Genomic DNA, 16,608 nt, shown 5'->3' with positions numbered 1-16,608 from the left:
ATGGGTATCGCTGCGCTCCACCCATCCTACGGATCATGGGGCCCTGTAGGATGGGTTAGCGGCACAGCTGCCGGACCGCCACCCCCCGCCACTGCCCACCGCCGCGTAACCCATCGAGGAGGTCAAGCGATGGGTATCGCTGCGCTCAACCCAGCCTACGGATCATGGGGCCCTGTAGGATGGGTTAGCGGCACAGCTGCCGGACCGCCACCCCCGCCACTGCCCGCCGCCGCGTAACCCATCGAGGGGTCCACGCGATGGGTATCGCTGCGCTCAACCCAACCTACGGATCATGGGGCCGCGTAGGATGGGTTAGCGGCACAGCTGCCGGACCGCCAACCCCCTGCCAATGCCCGCCGCCGCGTAACCCATCGAGGAGGTCAAGCGATGGGTATCGCTGCGCTCAACCCAGCCTACGGATCATGGGGCCGCGTAGGATGGGTTAGCGGCGCAGCTGACGGACCGCCGACCCACGCCACTGCCCGTCGCCGCGTAACCCATCGAGGGGTCCACGCGATGGGTATCGCTGCGCTCAACCCAGCCTACGGATCATGGGGCCCTGTAGGATGGGTTAGCGGCGCAGCTGACGGACCGCCAACCCCCGCCACTGCCCGCCGCCGCGTAACCCATCGAAGGGTCCACGCGATGGGTATCGCTGCGCTCCACCCATCCTACAGGGGAAACGCCTGGGGCCCTTCCAGCGGCCCCAGGGCCTCGCCGCCAACCCGCGCGCCCACCACCATTTCGGTGATCCAGCTGACCAGGATAGAGGTATAGGCGTGCTGGCAGTGTTCGGCGCTCAGGGCATGGTCGGCACCGTCGACGATGCGGTGGGTCAGGGAATGGGTGTGCTGGAAGGCCGCGCGGTAGCTCATCAGGGTGGCGTGGGGCACGATCTCGTCCTGCTCGGACTCCACCAGTAGCACGTCTCCCCGGAAGGCGACGCAGGCGGCCAGCGCACGGTTCTCGGTGGGCAGCACCCGTGTGCGCCGGTAGGCCGCCAGGTCGACCTTGTCCAACTGGCGCTTGGGCAATTCCCATTGTTCGTCGCGGTACAGCGCCGGCACTCGCAGGGCCAGCCAGCGCACCGGCCGCAGGGTACTGAGGATCGCCGCCAGGTAACCGCCGTAACTGGTGCCGATCACCGCGATGGCGGCCTGGTCGATACCCGGATGGCTGGCCAACCGGTCATAGGCAGCCAGGATATCGCGCAGGTTGTCCTCGCGGGAAACCTTGGCCTGCTGCAGCAACGACCCCTCATGGCCACGCAGGTCAAAGGTCAGGCACACACAACCGAGGCCGGCAATGCCCCGCGCCCGCGCCAGGTCGCGCTGCTGGCTGCCGCCCCAACCGTGCACGAACAGCACCCCGGGCACCTTGGACGCGGGCGCCAGGAAGGTGCCAGCCAGTGCCTCGTCCGCCACCTGGATCTCGATCACTTCGCTACGCGTGGCCATAGGGCTGTACCCTCACCGATTTGTTGATAAAGCCGACTTCGGCGTCCTCGCCGCTGAAGAGCAGGTCCGAGCTCGCCGGGGGTCGCTGCCGCGGGCCATAGAGTTCCAGCGAGGCGGCGCGCAGCACCGACAGTCGCTCGTCCCCGCGAAACGCCTGCAGGGCGGCGATTTCGGCGCTGCTGGCACCGCCGATGCGCCAGGACTGTTCCAGCACGCCGCTGCGCGGCTGCCCATGCACGTCCACCCCGCGGGCGACATCGTAGTTGCGCCGGGAGGCAAAAAAACCGGCAAAGCACGCCGACGCGGCACTGTCATACACCTGCGCCTGGGCGATGGCGCGGCGCACCTGGTCGTCCAATTCGAGACTGAGCAAGGCCTCGAATCCGCCCCGCACCACCACCAGGTCCGAGCCGCCATAGACGCTCTCGCCAGTGTTGTCGTGGGTCAGACGCTGGGTACCGTAGTAGCTGGCGACCAGGTCGGCGACCCGCACCTGGCCGACACTGTAGGTCACCACCTGCTGCAGGTTTTCCTCCAGCACCAGACCGAACCGCTGCAACTCCCTGTCATCCTGGTCGGCGATGGCCTGGCGCAAGGTCCGCGCCTCGCCGATCACCTGCTGGCCCCGCCCGGCTGTCGCCCGCACGGGTTTGATGCGCAGCGGCCCTTCACTCAGTAAGCGCTCGCCGGCCAGCAACGCATCGGCGGCACTGAATACCGTCAGGCCCTTGAGCACGCAGCCTTGAATTCGCTCGCCAAAGTCGTGGGACCAACCCGGGGGTGCCGCAGCCGTGGCGGCCAGCAGCGGATGGCTAATGGCCTTGGTCGGCACGAAATCCTGCCACGCGGCGCCACCGAACAGCTGCAGTTCGCCGTGGATGCCCAGGCGCTGGAGTTCCGCCTGGCCCACCAGGGTGCCGGACGGCACAAAATACAAGGGCCCCGCATAGGCAGCCGCAGGACGATAATCACCGGCAAAACCGAGGCCCTGCAGCTGCGCCAGGCGCCTGCCCAGCTCGGCATGCACGACCCGCTCATGTTCCGGCTCGCTCGCGCGATTGGGGTACAACACCACACAGCCCTGTTCCAGTGCGGATGTTTGAGACATGGACAATTCCTCGGGATGGCCCAGCCGATACGGCGTCCGCTGACCTGGATGGCAGGCTCCCCATGCAGGCGGGCACGCCCGTCCAACCCTCGACCAACGGGCGGTCCAAGCGACTCGGTAACGGCGGATAGTGATCGGCTGGATGATGGGGCAAGACTCCGGCAACGGCATTTCTTTGCGCACAGACTATCGGCAGCCACGAAGCGCCAGTGTTCGCTTCGACGGATAAACGGTCAGGCGTTTCGACGCACCGGGCTCGGGTTATGCTTCAGGCCCGCCGTCGCCCCGGTAACCCAAGGATTGTCCGCTGATGAAACTGGAACTGACCGACCTGCCACGGCTGGCGACCCAACGCCTGCTGCTGCTGCTGCGCCCCGCCCCCGCGCACCTGGCCATCTCCCAGGCGCTTCACGGCGATCCCGCGACCCATGCCTTCAACCCCATAGGCCCGGCCACGCCCGGCGCCGCGGCGCACCAGTTCGACACTTGGCAGGCGCACTGGCACCAGCATGGCTTCGGCTACTGGGCATTGAGCCGGCTGGACGACCCGGAGCGGGTGCTGGGGTTCGGCGGCATCATGCATAAAACGGTGGGCAACCGGCCGGGACTGAACCTGTATTACCGCCTGACGTCGGACGCCTGGGGCCAGGGTTATGCCAGCGAGATGGCCTGGATGGCCCTGCGCGTGGCCTTCGAATTGCTCGACGAGCCGGAGGTGCTGGGCCTGGTACGCCCGGAAAACGTACCGTCACGCCGCCTGCTCGAACGCCTGGGCCTGGGCATTGTCGACACCTGCGACGACCGTCCCGGCTTGGCGCCCAGTCTGATCTACCGGCTCACCGCCGAGGACTATCGACGTCAGAGCGCCGCGGCGCTACAGGGATGACGCCCCGGCGATCCGGCAGCCTGCTGGCCCTGTGGGCGCTGAACCTGAGCGTATCGGCCGCAGCGCCCAGCACCTGTTACGGCAGCACCGCCCAAGGCCGGCTGAGCCAGGGCTGGGCGCTGCCGGCCTTAGGCGACAACTTCCAGGCCTACAGCCTGTTGGGCGTCGCGGCGGGCCGCCACTTCCTGCACAGCCAGGTGCAACAGGTGGTGCTAGACGCCTATGGCCAGCTGAAAACCAGCGCACCGAACACGCACTTTGTCTACGGCGAAACCGGCTTCGCCACGGGCGGGCGCGTTCGCGCCGCACAAGACCCACCAAAATGGCCTGTCGGTGGATTTTTTCGTGCCGGTACTCGATCAGGCGGGCGAGTCGGTTACCTTGCCGAGTAGCCCCTTCAATCGCTTCGGTTATGACATCGAGTTCTCCCGGCGCGGCCACTATGGCGACTATCGTATCGACTTCGAGGCCATGGCCCGCCACCTGCTGGCGCTCCAGGCCGCCACCGGTCGGCAGGGCCTGAAAATCGGCCGGGTCATCTTCGACAACGCCCTGCAGCACCTGCTGTTTCACAGCAGCAGCGGCGCCCGGCTGAAGGCGGCCTTGCCGTTCTCGACGAGAAAACCCTGGGTGCGACATGACGAGCATTACCATGTCGACTTCGTGGTGCGCTGCCAGCCGCTGGGCTGAGCCCTCTCGGGCGAGCAGCCCCGAGACCCCGCTGTAGACGCCGCGGCTCCGGCAAGGTAGCACCTCGATCGCCCGCGACTCGGGGCCATCCGCGGCTAGACTGATTCAGACCTTGCCTTGCCCTGCCTCCGGCCAAAACGTAGCGGCAAACCCCAGCACCCTTGGCTAAACAGTGGGTTCATAACCAAAGCACCGCATATTTTCTGACTTCATAGTCAAATATTTATTGACCCGAAAGTCAGATATCTCTAAATTCGCTCCCATACGGACCTGCCGTACACAACAATAAAATGCCTGGAGGTCTTCCTTGATCCAGTTTCTCCTCAACCGTGAGCTGCGTTCCGAGCAGCGTCTTGATCCGAATGTCACGGTCCTCAATTACCTGCGCGAGCACGTGGGCAAACCCGGCACCAAGGAAGGCTGTGCCTCCGGTGACTGTGGGGCCTGCACCGTGGTGGTCGGCGAACGGACGCTGGATGCCGGGGGCCGCGAACAGCTGCGCTACAGGACGCTGAACTCCTGCCTGACCTTTGTTTCGTCACTGCACGGCAAGCAGCTGATCACGGTGGAGGACCTCAAGCACCAGGGCCGCCTGCACAGCGTGCAGCAGGCCATGGTCGACTGCCACGGCTCCCAGTGCGGCTTCTGTACCCCCGGGTTTGTCATGTCGCTGTTCGCCCTGCAAAAAAACAGCGACGCCGACGCCGAACCGACCGCTCACCATGCCAAGGCGCACGAGGCGCTGGCCGGCAACCTCTGCCGCTGCACCGGCTACCGACCGATCCTGGCCGCCGCCGACCAGGCGTGCTGCCAGGCCAGCCCGGACCAGTTCGACGACCGCCAGGCCGAAACCCTGGCGCAACTGCGCGCTATTGCCCCGCAGGAGATCGCCGAACTCAACAGCGGCGACAAACGCTGCCTGGTGCCACTGACCATCGCCGACCTGGCCGACCTCTATGGCGCGCATCCGGAAGCCCGCTTGCTGGCCGGTGGCACCGACCTGGCACTGGAGGTCACGCAGTTCCACCGCAGCCTGCCGGTGATGATCTACGTGGGCAACGTCGCTGAAATGAAAGGGATCGAGTCTTTCGAGGATCGTCTGGAGATCGGCGCGGCGACGCCCTTGACCGATTGCGTCGAGAGCCTGGCGGCGGACTATCCGGACTTCGGCGAGCTGCTGCAGCGCTTCGCCTCCCTGCAGATCCGCAACCAGGGCACCCTGGGCGGCAATATCGGCAATGCCTCGCCGATCGGCGACACCCCGCCCCTGCTGATCGCCCTGGGCGCCCAGTTGCGGCTGCGCAAGGGCGATGCGACCCGCACCCTGGCCCTGGAGGACTATTTCCTCGATTACCGGGTCACCGCCCGCCAGGACAGCGAATTTATCGAGAAGGTCATAGTCCCCCGCGCCCGCGCCGGGTGGGCGTTCCGCGCCTACAAGGTGTCCAAGCGCCTGGACGACGATATTTCCGCAGTCTGCGCCGCCTTCAACCTGCGTATCGCCGACGGCGTGGTGCAGGAGGCGCGGATCGCCTTTGGCGGCATGGCCGCCATCCCCAAGCGCGCCACCGCCTGCGAGACCGCGCTGATCGGCGCGGCCTGGTACCCGGGGGTGATCGAACGCGCCTGCCAGGCCCTGGCCGAGGACTTCACCCCGCTGTCGGACTTTCGCGCCAGCAAGGAATACCGCCTGCTGATCGCGCAGAACCTGTTGCGCAAGTGCTTTATCGAACTGCAAACCCCTGCCGTCGACACCCGGGTGACCGCCTATGTCTAACCACCCCATCAGCAAGACCCAGGCCGAGCTCAGTGCCCTGTTCCATCAGGACATGACCACCGGCGTGGGGCGCAGCGTCAAACACGACAGCGCGGACAAACACGTGTCCGGCGAAGCCCTGTATATCGACGACCGCCTGGAGTTTCCCAACCAGCTGCACGTCTATGCCCGCATGAGCGACCGCGCCCACGCGCGCATCCTCAGCATCGACACCGCCCCGTGCTACGCCATCGAGGGGGTGACCCTGGTGATCACCAGCCGCGACGTGCCCGGCCAACTGGACATCGGCGCGGTGATGCCCGGTGATCCACTGCTGGCCGACGGCGTGGTCGAGTACGTCGGTCAGCCGATCCTGGCCGTAGCGGCCAAGGACCTGGACACCGCCCGCCGCGCCGCCCTGGCGGCGATCATCGAATTCGAGGACCTGGAGCCGGTGCTCGACGTGGAAGAGGCGCTGCGGCGCAAGCACTTCGTGCTCGACAGCCACCAGCACAAGCGTGGCGATGCAGAACGCGCGCTGGCCAACGCTACGCATCGCCTGCAAGGCAGCTTGCATATCGGCGGCCAGGAGCATTTCTACCTGGAGACGCAGATCTCCTCGGTGCTGCCCACCGAAGACGGTGGCATGCTGGTGTACTGCTCGACCCAGAACCCCACCGAGGTGCAGAAACTGGTGGCCGAGGTGCTCGGCGTGCCGATGAACAAGATCGTCATCGACATGCGCCGCATGGGCGGCGGGTTCGGCGGCAAGGAAACCCAGGCGGCGGGCCCGGCCTGCATCTGCGCGGTGATCGCGCACCTCAGCGGCCGGCCGACCAAGATGCGCCTGCCCCGGGTGGAAGACATGCAGATGACCGGCAAACGCCATCCATTCTTCGTCCAGTACGACGTCGGCTTCGACGATGACGGGCGCTTGCAGGGCATCCAGATGGACCTGGCCGGTAACTGCGGTTACTCGCCGGACCTCTCCGGCTCCATCGTCGACCGCGCCATGTTCCACTCCGACAACGCCTATTACCTGGGCGACGCCACCATCAATGGCCACCGTTGCAAGACCAACACCGCCTCCAACACCGCCTACCGCGGCTTCGGCGGCCCCCAGGGCATGGTCGCCATCGAGGAGGTGATGGATGCCATCGCCCGCAACCTCGGCAAGGACCCACTGGCGGTGCGCAAGGCCAACTATTACGGCAAAACCGAACGCAACGTCACCCACTACTACCAGACCGTGGAAGACAATCTGCTCGAGGAGATGACCGCCGACCTCGAGGCCAGCAGCGACTACCAGCAACGCCGCGAACAGATCCGCGCGTTCAACGCCGCCAGTCCGGTATTGAAAAAAGGCCTGGCGCTGACCCCGGTCAAGTTCGGCATCTCCTTTACCGCCACCTTCCTCAACCAGGCCGGCGCGCTGATCCATATCTACACCGACGGCAGCATCCACCTGAACCACGGTGGCACCGAGATGGGCCAGGGGCTCAATACCAAGGTGGCGCAGGTGGTCGCCGAAGTGTTCCAGGTGGATATCGCCCGTATCCAGATCACCGCGACCAACACCGACAAGGTGCCGAACACCTCGCCCACCGCCGCCTCCAGCGGTGCCGACCTGAACGGCAAGGCCGCGCAGAACGCCGCCGAGATCATCAAGAAGCGCCTGGTCGACTTCGCCGCACGGCATTATCGGGTGACCGAGGAAGACGTCGAGTTTCGCAACGGCCATGTGCGGGTGCGCGAGCAGATCCTGTCGTTCGAGGAACTGATCCAACAGGCCTATTTCGGTCAGGTGTCGCTGTCCAGCACCGGCTTCTATCGCACGCCGAAGATCCACTACGACCGCAGCCAGGCCCGCGGCCGGCCGTTCTACTACTTCGCCTACGGCGCCGCCTGCGTCGAAGTGCTGGTCGATACCCTGACTGGCGAATACAAGATGCTGCGCACCGACATCCTGCACGACGTCGGGGCGTCGCTGAACCCGGCCATCGACATCGGCCAGGTCGAGGGCGCCTTTGTCCAGGGCATGGGCTGGCTGACCATGGAAGAGCTGGTGTGGAACGCCAAGGGCAAGCTGATGACCAACGGCCCGGCCAGCTACAAGATACCGGCCGTGGCCGACATGCCCCTGGATTTGCGGGTCAAATTGGTGGAAAACCGCAAGAACCCCGAGGACACCGTGTTTCACTCCAAGGCCGTGGGCGAGCCGCCCTTTATGCTCGGCATCGCCGCCTGGTGCGCGCTCAAGGACGCGGTGGCCAGCCTGGCGGATTACCGGGTGCAGCCGCAGATCGATGCGCCGGCGACCCCGGAGCGCGTGCTCTGGGGCGTGGAGCAGATGAGGAAACTGCAGCAACCGACCGCCTGTGCGGTGGCCAGCACGGCCGAGCCGGCCTGAATCCGTCGCGGCACGGTTCGATTCCATGCCGCGGCCCAACCCGAACACGGTGCACAACAATGAGAACCCACACCGATCCTTCTGCGTCGCTGCCCCCGGCCTTCGAGGGTCTGCCACCCGTGCTGGACGCGCCGCCCAGCCGCCCGCGCAAGGACGACGACTGGCGGCTGTCGCGCTCGGCCAAACCCTTGCGTACCTGGAGGCTGAGCAAATGAACAACTGGATCAGCGCCCTCGCCGAGCTGCAGCAACGCGGGCAATGCGGCGTGCTGGTGACCATTATCGAGGAACGCGGCTCGACACCGCGCAATGCCGGCTCGAAGATGGTGGTCACCGCCGACCGTATCCACGACACCATCGGCGGCGGCCACCTGGAGTACAAGGCGATGCAGATCGCCCGCGAGATGCTCGACAGTGGCAGCCAGAACACCCGCCTGGAGCGCTTCAGCCTGGGCGCCAGCCTGGGCCAGTGCTGCGGCGGCACCACCGTACTGCTGTTCGAACCCATGGGCCAGCCCCAGGCGCAGATCGCCGTGTTCGGTGCTGGCCATGTCGGCCGCGCCCTGGTGCCCTTGCTGGCCAGCTTGCCGTGCCAGGTGCGCTGGATCGACTCACGGGACAGCGAATTTCCCGACACGCTGCCGGCCGGCGTCGACAAACGCCTCAATGAGGAGCCGGTCGAGGAAGTCGAGCAATTGCCCGCCGGCAGCTACTGCATCGTCATGACCCACAACCATCAACTGGATTTGGAGCTGACCGCGGCCATCCTGGCGCGCAACGATTTCGCCTATTTCGGCCTGATCGGCTCGCAGACCAAGCGCGTCAAGTTCGAGCATCGCCTGCGTGACCGGGGTTTCGGCCCCGACTCCCTGCAGCGCATGCGTTGCCCCATGGGCCTGGCGGAGGTCAAGGGCAAGTTGCCGATCGAGATCGCGGTGTCCATCGCCGCCGAAGTGATCGCCACCTACAACGCCACCTTCGGCGAGCAGCGCGGCGGCGCCGAGCCCATTGCCCGCCTGCTGCCGGACTCACGCCGCAGCCAGGCCTGACGCGCCCCTTTTTACGCCTGACGAGACGACTATGACAACCAGCACCCACGCCTACCGCGCCGCCATCCTGCACAGCATCGCCGACCCCGCCAAAGTGGGCATCGAGCACTCCTATGAGTACTTCGCGGACGGCGTGCTGCTGGTCGAGAACGGCAGGATCAAGGCGCTCGGACACGCCGTCGACCTGCTGCCAGGACTGGCCGCGGGCGTGCCAATCGAACACCACCCCGACGCGCTGATCACCCCCGGGTTTATCGACAGCCATATCCACTTCCCCCAGACCGGCATGATCGCGGCCTATGGCGAACAACTGCTCGACTGGCTGAACACCTACACCTTCCCCACCGAACGCCAGTTCGCCGACAAGGCCCACGCCGCCGACGTGGCCGGCATCTTCCTCAAGGAACTGCTGCGCAACGGCACCACCACCGCCCTGGTGTTCGGCAGCGTGCACAAGGTCTCGGTGGAAGCCTTTTTCGAAGCGGCCGAGGCGCTGAACCTGCGCATGATCGCCGGCAAGGTGATGATGGACCGCAATGCCCCGGACTACCTGACCGACACCCCGGCGTCCGGCTATGCCGACAGCAAGGCCCTGATCGAGCGATGGCACGGCAAGGGCCGCCTGCTGTACGCGGTCACCCCACGTTTTGCCCCCACCAGCAGCCCGGAGCAGCTCAGCCTGGCGGGCGAACTGTTCCGGCAGTACCCGGGCCTGTATATGCATACCCACCTGTCGGAGAGCCGCCAGGAAATCGACTGGGTCAAGGCGCTGTTCCCCGAGCGCAAGGGCTACCTGGATGTCTATGACCACCATGGCCTGATCGGTCCGCGGGCGGTGTTCGCCCATGGCGTGCACCTGTGCGACGACGAGTGCCAGCGCCTGGCCGAGACGGGTTCGGCGGTGGCCTTCTGCCCCACCTCCAACCTGTTCCTCGGCAGCGGCCTGTTCGACCTGGAAAAACTCGAAGGCCATGGCGTGCGCGTCGGCCTGGGCACGGACGTGGGCGCCGGCACCAGTTTCTCCCAGTTGCAGTCGTTGAACGAGGCCTACAAGGTCATGCAGCTACAGGGCAAGAAACTCGACCCGTTCAAGTCGCTGTACCTGGCCACCCTCGGGGGGGCCCGCGCGCTGTACCTGGACGACAAACTCGGCAACTTCGCCGCCGGCAAGGAAGCCGACTTCGTTATCCTCGACTACCGGGCCACGCCGCTGCTGACCTACCGCCTGCAGCAGGCGACCAGCCTGGCGGAAAAACTCTTCGCCCTGATCATGCTGGGCGACGACCGCTGCGTGCAGGAAACCTTCGCCGCCGGCCAGTCAGTGCATAAGCGCGACCCGTGACCGCCAGTGGCGGCAACGTGCGTGCGGGGTAGGCCTGGACCCTACCACCGCGACCTGATCGCCCCTTCGCCCAGAGTCGGGCGGTCGGGTATCACCGCCCCCCGGGCACCCGTCCACGCAGTAACCACGCAGGAACCACGCAATGCCGGTGAGCAGCACGTAGACCAAAGCACGGTCGGCAGACAGTCGATATCACCCGACTCCCGTCATTCCCGCGCAGGCGGAAATCCAGGAGCGGCCGTCAGGGTTCCTGCGCTAAAACGCTAAAAGCACCGGTCAGCGAGCGGCTTTTTTCTTGGTCTGCAGCAGGTGCGAGAACACCGCGTGCAGGTCGTCCGAGGCGCCGTCCTCGTCGAGGTTCAGCTTGCTGTCGATATGGTCCATGTGGTGCATCATCAGGCTGACCGCCTTGGCCGTGTCACGGGCTTCAATCGCGTCGATCAGTTGGTTGTGCTCGTCGTAGGAACAATGCGAGCGACCGCCGTTTTCGTACTGGGCGATGATCAGCGACGTCTGCGACACCAGGCTGCGCTGAAAGCTGATCAGCGGGGCGTTGCGTGCCGCCTCGGCCAGTTTCAGGTGAAATTCGCCGGACAAGCGGATGCCCGCGCCGCGATCACCCCGGGCGAAACTGCTCTGCTCGTCGCTGACCATTTTCCGCAGCTCGGCCAGCTGCTGGGCACTGGCATGCTCCACCGCCAGCTCGGTGATCGCCCGCTCGACCATGCGCCGGGCGAAAAAAATCTGCCGTGCCTCGTCCACGCTGGGGCTGGCTACCACGGCACCACGGTTGGGCCGCAACAGCACCACCCCTTCATGGGCCAGGCGCGACAGTGCGCGGCGAATGATGGTGCGGCTGACCCCGAAGATCTCTCCCAGCGCCTCTTCGCTCAGCTTGGTCCCGGGCGCCAGGCGCTGTTCGAGGATGGCTTCGAAGATATGGGCGTAGACGACGTCGTCCTGGGTCCCGCTGCGGCTTACTTTTCCGGCCTGCGGGGGCGGCTTGAGGGGTTGCAATTGTTCGTTCATTGGCACTCGCGTCCAAGAGGGTCGGCGGTAACCGAGACTCTACTGCTTACCCCGGGGTGGCTGGCAAGCAGCCTGGGGCAAGAACTTTGGGTAAAAGCTGCGGGCATTGTACACAATCACCCCAGCCATGCCCATGTTTGAGCCTCCAGCCCGGTCGTGACAGCCACCCGGTGCGGCCAGCGCAGCTCCCTTGGCTGGGCCGGTGACGGCCGCCAATGTTAGATGGAAATGACCTAAAAAAGCCCAATCGCTGGCCTGCGCACCGCCATCAAGTCAATTGACCATCCAAGGCGGTGTCTGTCGTAGCGACACTAATTTTTATAACCTGTTGTTTATTATAAATATTTTAATTTTAGCAGCGGTAAGACCTTGGCCCAAAAGCGCCAAACTGCAAATCGACGCACGCGCGCAGATGTGAAAACATTATTTGCTTTTTTTGTATACAAAAGCATAATCGGCAGCGTGCGGCTTTTTGACCTAATGGTCAGAAATCTGCCAGAAACTGCGTACCGCCCGCTGCCTCGAGAGCCGTCCGGCCCACACCCCCGGCTCTGCACCTCCAACAATAAAAGCGATGAGGAGTACCCCGCTGTGGATAGCACCAAGGATCACCCAGGCTACGTTGCCGTGCCGCCCCGCTCTGGCCTGCTGGAACGGCTGTTCAAGCTCAGCCTGCACCGCACCACGATCAAGACTGAACTGGCCGCAGGGCTGACCACCTTTATCACCATGGCCTACATCATCTTCGTCAACCCCAATATCATGGCCGACGCAGGCATCGACCACGGAGCCGCCTTTGTCGCCACCTGCATCGCCGCCGCGCTCGGCTGTTTCCTGATGGGGCTGTACGCCAACTGGCCGGTCGGCCTGGCACCGGGCATGGGCTTGAATGCGTTTTTCACCTACACCGTGGTCGGCACCATGGGCTACAGCTGGCAGATCGCCCTGGGCGCGGTATTTCTTTCCGGCGTGCTGTTTATGATCCTGACCTTCTCGCGCATCCGCGAATGGCTGCTCAACAGCATTCCCAGCAGCCTGCGCTTCGCCATGGGGGCCGGGGTCGGCCTGTTCCTCGGGCTGATCGGCTTGAAAACCGCCGGCATCGTGGTCGCCAGCCCCGCCACCCTGATCAGGCTCGGCGACCTGACCAGCGCGGCGCCGCTACTGGCGGCCCTGTGCTTCCTGATGATCGCGGTGCTCGAATACCACCGGGTATTCGGCGGTATCCTGATCAGCATCCTCACCGTGACCCTGGCGGGCTGGGGTCTGGGGCTGGTCGAGTACCACGGCATCTTCGCCATGCCGCCCAGCCTGGCACCGACCTGGCTGGCCATGGATGTCAGCGGCGCGCTGAATGTCGGCATGATCAGCGTGATCCTGGCCTTTCTCTTCGTGCATATGTTCGACACCGCCGGTACCCTGATGGGGGTGGCCCAGCGCGCCAAGCTGGTGGATGAAAACGGTCATATCGAGAACCTGAGCAAAGCCATGAAGGCCGACAGCACCTCCAGCGCATTGGGCGCCCTGGTCGGCTGCCCACCGGTCACCAGCTACGTGGAAAGCGCCGCCGGCGTTGCCGCCGGAGGGCGTACCGGGCTCACCGCGGTGACCGTGGGCGTGCTCTTTATCGCCGCCATGTTCTTTTCCCCCCTGGCCGGCATGATCCCCGCCTATGCCACCGCCGGCGCGCTGATCTATGTGGCGATGCTGATGATGAGCGGCATGGCGCATATCGACTGGGAAGACCACACCAACACCATCCCGGCCATTATCACGGTGGTGATGATGCCGCTGACCTTCTCGGTCACCGATGGCCTGGCGTTGGGGTTTATCACCTTCGTCGCCTTGAAGCTTTTCACCGGTCGCCACCGGGAAATCACCCTCAGCCTCTACGTGCTGGCGGCGATCTGCCTGGCGAAGTTTATCTTCCTGTAAGGTAGCCACCGACGACCCTGGCCCCGACGCGCCCGCGCCGGGGCTTTTGACATAAGGAACACGGGCAATGACTCTGGAAACCTGGCTGTTGTTCAGCGGCGCCGCCCTGGTGGTGATCCTTATCCCCGGCCCGTTGTCGCTGCTGATGGTCAGCAACAGCCTGAACTACGGGCTGCGGCGCTCGACGCCGGCCTTTCTCGGCGGTGTCAGCGCCTCGATCGTGCTGCTCACGGCGTCGGCCCTGGGCCTGGGCGCCCTGCTGCTGGCGTCGGAGCAGCTGTTCAGCGGCCTGAAGATCGCCGGTGCCCTCTACCTGTTCTACCTGGCCTGGCAAAGCTGGCAGGCCTCGCGCCTGGTCGCCCAGGCCTCGGCGGCGGTGGAAGAGCCGGTTAACCCCGGATGGCGCGCGATGTTCTGGCGGGCCTTTGGCCTGGGTGCCAGCAACCCCAAGGACATCCTGTTCTTCGCCGCCTTTCTGCCGCAGTTCATCCAACCGGGGCGTCCCTTCCTGCCCCAGTTGCTGCTGATGATCCTGACCTGGGCCCTGCTCGACCTGGGCTGCAAGCTGGCCTATGGGCTGGGCGCCCATGGCGCGGCGCGTTACCTGCGCAGCGGCCGTGGCCAGGCCTGGTTCAACCGCGGCAGCGCGGCGCTGTTCGGTGGTGCGGGCCTGGCCTCGCTGCTGAGCCGCTGATGGGTTCGGGCGCACGCAGGTTGCCCATGGCGGGTTACGCCGCGCATCAGCACGGTGCACTTGGCCAGTCCAGTGTCCTGCGCGGCTAGCCCGCCCTCGTAAAGCGCGGCGCGGCGCGGCATCCATGGGCATAAAAAAAGCCACCCGAAGGTGGCTTTTCTCAGCAGCGAAGCAACGGCATAAATGCCCTTACTTGACGGCCCAACCGGTCAGCTCGGCCAAGGCCTTGCCGATGTCGGCCAGCGAACGTACGGTTTTGACACCGGCGTCCTGCAGCGCGGCGAATTTCTCGTCGGCGGTGCCCTTACCACCGGAGATGATCGCACCGGCGTGACCCATGCGCTTGCCGGGTGGCGCGGTGACGCCGGCGATGTAGGACACCACCGGCTTGGTCACGTGGGCCTTGATGTAGGCCGCGGCCTCTTCTTCGGCCGAACCGCCGATCTCGCCAATCATCACGATCGCCTCGGTCTTCGGGTCTTCCTGGAAGAGTTTCAGGATATCGATGAAGTTCGAGCCCGGAATCGGGTCACCGCCGATGCCCACGCAGGTGGACTGGCCGAAGCCGGCGTCGGTGGTCTGCTTCACGGCTTCGTAGGTCAGGGTGCCGGAACGCGAGACGATACCGACCTTGCCCGGCAGGTGAATGTGACCGGGCATGATGCCGATCTTGCATTCGCCCGGGGTGATCACGCCGGGGCAGTTCGGCCCGATCAGGACCACGCCCAGCTCGTCGCATTTGACCTTGGCTTCCAGCATGTCGATGGTGGCGATGCCTTCGGTGATGCAGACGATCAGCTTGATGCCGCCGAAGGCCGCTTCCAGGATCGAGTCCTTGCAGAACGGAGCCGGAACGTAGATCACGCTGGCGGTGGCGCCAGTGGCTTCCACGGCTTCACGCACGGTGTTGAACACCGGCAGGTTCAGGTGGGTGGTGCCACCCTTGCCCGGCGTCACGCCGCCGACCATCTTGGTGCCGTAGGCGATGGCTTGTTCGGAGTGGAAAGTACCCTGCGAACCGGTGAAGCCCTGGCAGATGACCTTGGTGTCTTTATTGATCAGGACGCTCATTATTACTTGCCCTCCGCAGCTTTGACGACTTGCTGAGCAGCGTCGGTCAGGCTGGTTGCCGCGATGATGTTCAGACCGCTTTCGGCCAGGACCTTGGCGCCCAGTTCAGCGTTGTTACCTTCCAGACGGACGACCACGGGGATCTTCACGCCGACTTCCTTGACCGCGCCGATGATGCCTTCAGCAATCATGTCGCAGCGCACGATGCCGCCGAAGATGTTCACCAGGACCGCCGCGACATTGCTGTCGGACAGGATGATCTTGAAGGCCTCGGTCACGCGTTCTTTGGTGGCGCCGCCGCCCACGTCGAGGAAGTTGGCCGGCTTGCCACCGTGCAGGTTGACGATGTCCATGGTGCCCATGGCCAGGCCAGCGCCGTTGACCATGCAACCGATGTTGCCTTCCAGAGCCACGTAGTTCAGTTCGAACTTGGCAGCGTGGGCTTCACGCGGATCGTCCTGGGACGGGTCATGCATGGCACGCAGCTTGGGCTGGCGATACATGGCGTTGGCGTCGATATTGATCTTGGCGTCCAGGCAGTGCAGGTTGCCGTCAGCCTTGATCACCAGCGGGTTCACTTCCAGCAGCGCCAGGTCGTAGTCCTGGAACAGCTTGGCCAGACCCATGAAGATATGGGTGAACTGCTTGATCTGCTCGCCGGTCAGGCCCAGCTGGAACGCCAGGTCACGGCCCTGGAACGGCTGAGCGCCGACCAGCGGGTCGATGGTGGCTTTGAGAATCTTCTCAGGGGTGTCGTGAGCGATCTTCTCGATGTCCACGCCACCTTCGGTGGAGGCCATGAACACGATACGACGGCTGGAGCGATCGACGACGGCGCCCAGGTAGAGCTCCTTGGCGATGTCGGTGCAGGACTCGACCAGGATCTGGTTGACCGGCTGACCGTTGGCGTCGGTCTGGTAGGTCACCAGACGCTTGCCCAGCCACTGTTGAGCGAATGCCTTGGCATCTTCCTTGCTGCGAACCAGCTTGACACCGCCAGCCTTGCCGCGGCCACCGGCGTGAACCTGGGCCTTGACCACCCACTCGGTGCCGCCGATCTTGTCGCACGCTTCCGCAGCGGCGTCGGCGCTGTCCACGGCATAGCCTTTGGATACGGGCAGACCGTATTCGGCGAACAGCTGCTTACCCTGATATTCGTGAAGATTCATGCTTGTCTACCGT

At 64.9% G+C, this 16,608-nt stretch carries 15 protein-coding genes; 10 read left to right on the top strand and 5 right to left on the bottom strand.

Annotated features, from left to right (window positions below):
- Nucleotides 1-671: 671 nt before the first annotated feature.
- Both ABWY06_RS00570 and ABWY06_RS00565 read right to left on the bottom strand, forming a co-directional pair.
- Nucleotides 672-1,457, bottom strand: coding sequence for an alpha/beta hydrolase family protein (locus tag ABWY06_RS00570; RefSeq protein WP_353923604.1), 786 nt, complete (start codon nucleotides 1,455-1,457; stop codon nucleotides 672-674).
- On the bottom strand, nucleotides 1,444-2,571 hold the full coding sequence (locus tag ABWY06_RS00565) for a DUF3182 family protein (RefSeq protein ID WP_502948126.1): 1,128 nt from the start codon (nucleotides 2,569-2,571) through the stop codon (nucleotides 1,444-1,446). Before ABWY06_RS00565 ends, ABWY06_RS00570 begins: the two co-directional genes overlap by 14 nt.
- 304 nt (nucleotides 2,572-2,875) lie before the next feature.
- Between ABWY06_RS00565 and ABWY06_RS00560 the strand changes: the two genes are divergently transcribed.
- From ABWY06_RS00560 to guaD, 8 genes are all read left to right on the top strand, one after another.
- The gene (locus ABWY06_RS00560) at nucleotides 2,876-3,451 is read left to right on the top strand and encodes a GNAT family N-acetyltransferase (protein ID WP_353923602.1); all 576 of its coding nucleotides are present in this window, start codon (nucleotides 2,876-2,878) and stop codon (nucleotides 3,449-3,451) included.
- Nucleotides 3,448-3,843 (top strand): hypothetical protein, encoded by a 396-nt coding sequence (locus ABWY06_RS00555; RefSeq protein ID WP_353923601.1) that lies wholly within the window; start codon nucleotides 3,448-3,450, stop codon nucleotides 3,841-3,843. Before ABWY06_RS00560 ends, ABWY06_RS00555 begins: the two co-directional genes overlap by 4 nt.
- The gene (locus tag ABWY06_RS00550) at nucleotides 3,797-4,141 is read left to right on the top strand and encodes a hypothetical protein (RefSeq protein ID WP_353923600.1); all 345 of its coding nucleotides are present in this window, start codon (nucleotides 3,797-3,799) and stop codon (nucleotides 4,139-4,141) included. The genes ABWY06_RS00555 and ABWY06_RS00550 overlap by 47 nt, the downstream gene beginning before the upstream one ends.
- 307 nt (nucleotides 4,142-4,448) lie before the next feature.
- Nucleotides 4,449-5,918, top strand: a complete 1,470-nt coding sequence (gene xdhA, locus ABWY06_RS00545) for a xanthine dehydrogenase small subunit (protein ID WP_353923599.1) — start codon at nucleotides 4,449-4,451, stop codon at nucleotides 5,916-5,918.
- Nucleotides 5,911-8,307: a xanthine dehydrogenase molybdopterin binding subunit gene (gene xdhB, locus ABWY06_RS00540; RefSeq protein ID WP_353923598.1), complete on the top strand. Its 2,397-nt coding sequence runs from the start codon at nucleotides 5,911-5,913 to the stop codon at nucleotides 8,305-8,307. Before xdhA ends, xdhB begins: the two co-directional genes overlap by 8 nt.
- A gap of 59 nt (nucleotides 8,308-8,366) precedes the next feature.
- A complete protein-coding gene (locus tag ABWY06_RS00535; protein WP_353923597.1) occupies nucleotides 8,367-8,522 on the top strand; it encodes a hypothetical protein in 156 nt (51 codons plus the stop codon).
- On the top strand, nucleotides 8,519-9,355 hold the full coding sequence (gene xdhC, locus ABWY06_RS00530; protein WP_353923596.1) for a xanthine dehydrogenase accessory protein XdhC: 837 nt from the start codon (nucleotides 8,519-8,521) through the stop codon (nucleotides 9,353-9,355). The genes ABWY06_RS00535 and xdhC overlap by 4 nt, the downstream gene beginning before the upstream one ends.
- Nucleotides 9,356-9,386: 31 nt before the next feature.
- The gene (gene guaD, locus ABWY06_RS00525) at nucleotides 9,387-10,697 is read left to right on the top strand and encodes a guanine deaminase (RefSeq protein ID WP_353923595.1); all 1,311 of its coding nucleotides are present in this window, start codon (nucleotides 9,387-9,389) and stop codon (nucleotides 10,695-10,697) included.
- 276 nt (nucleotides 10,698-10,973) lie between these two features.
- Here guaD and ABWY06_RS00520 read toward each other — a convergent pair whose 3' ends face one another.
- On the bottom strand, nucleotides 10,974-11,726 hold the full coding sequence (locus ABWY06_RS00520) for a GntR family transcriptional regulator (protein WP_353923594.1): 753 nt from the start codon (nucleotides 11,724-11,726) through the stop codon (nucleotides 10,974-10,976).
- Nucleotides 11,727-12,317: 591 nt separating this feature from the next.
- On the opposite strand from ABWY06_RS00520, the gene ABWY06_RS00515 reads away from it, so the two are divergent.
- Both ABWY06_RS00515 and ABWY06_RS00510 read left to right on the top strand, forming a co-directional pair.
- Nucleotides 12,318-13,661, top strand: a complete 1,344-nt coding sequence (locus tag ABWY06_RS00515; protein ID WP_353923593.1) for an NCS2 family permease — start codon at nucleotides 12,318-12,320, stop codon at nucleotides 13,659-13,661.
- 67 nt (nucleotides 13,662-13,728) lie between these two features.
- Nucleotides 13,729-14,355, top strand: coding sequence for a LysE family translocator (locus ABWY06_RS00510; protein ID WP_353923592.1), 627 nt, complete (start codon nucleotides 13,729-13,731; stop codon nucleotides 14,353-14,355).
- Between the two features lie 189 nt (nucleotides 14,356-14,544).
- On the opposite strand, the gene sucD is transcribed toward ABWY06_RS00510, so the two are convergent.
- Both sucD and sucC read right to left on the bottom strand, forming a co-directional pair.
- Complete coding sequence (gene sucD / locus ABWY06_RS00505; RefSeq protein ID WP_353923591.1) at nucleotides 14,545-15,426, bottom strand: succinate--CoA ligase subunit alpha; 882 nt, start codon at nucleotides 15,424-15,426, stop codon at nucleotides 14,545-14,547.
- A gap of 2 nt (nucleotides 15,427-15,428) precedes the next feature.
- Nucleotides 15,429-16,595: an ADP-forming succinate--CoA ligase subunit beta gene (gene sucC / locus ABWY06_RS00500; protein ID WP_353923590.1), complete on the bottom strand. Its 1,167-nt coding sequence runs from the start codon at nucleotides 16,593-16,595 to the stop codon at nucleotides 15,429-15,431.
- Nucleotides 16,596-16,608: the final 13 nt, after the last annotated feature.

This window comes from Pseudomonas sp. (assembly GCF_040514055.1).
In the GTDB taxonomy this organism is placed as follows: domain Bacteria; phylum Pseudomonadota; class Gammaproteobacteria; order Pseudomonadales; family Pseudomonadaceae; genus Aquipseudomonas.
This window is presented reverse-complemented; position numbering and strand designations above follow the sequence as displayed.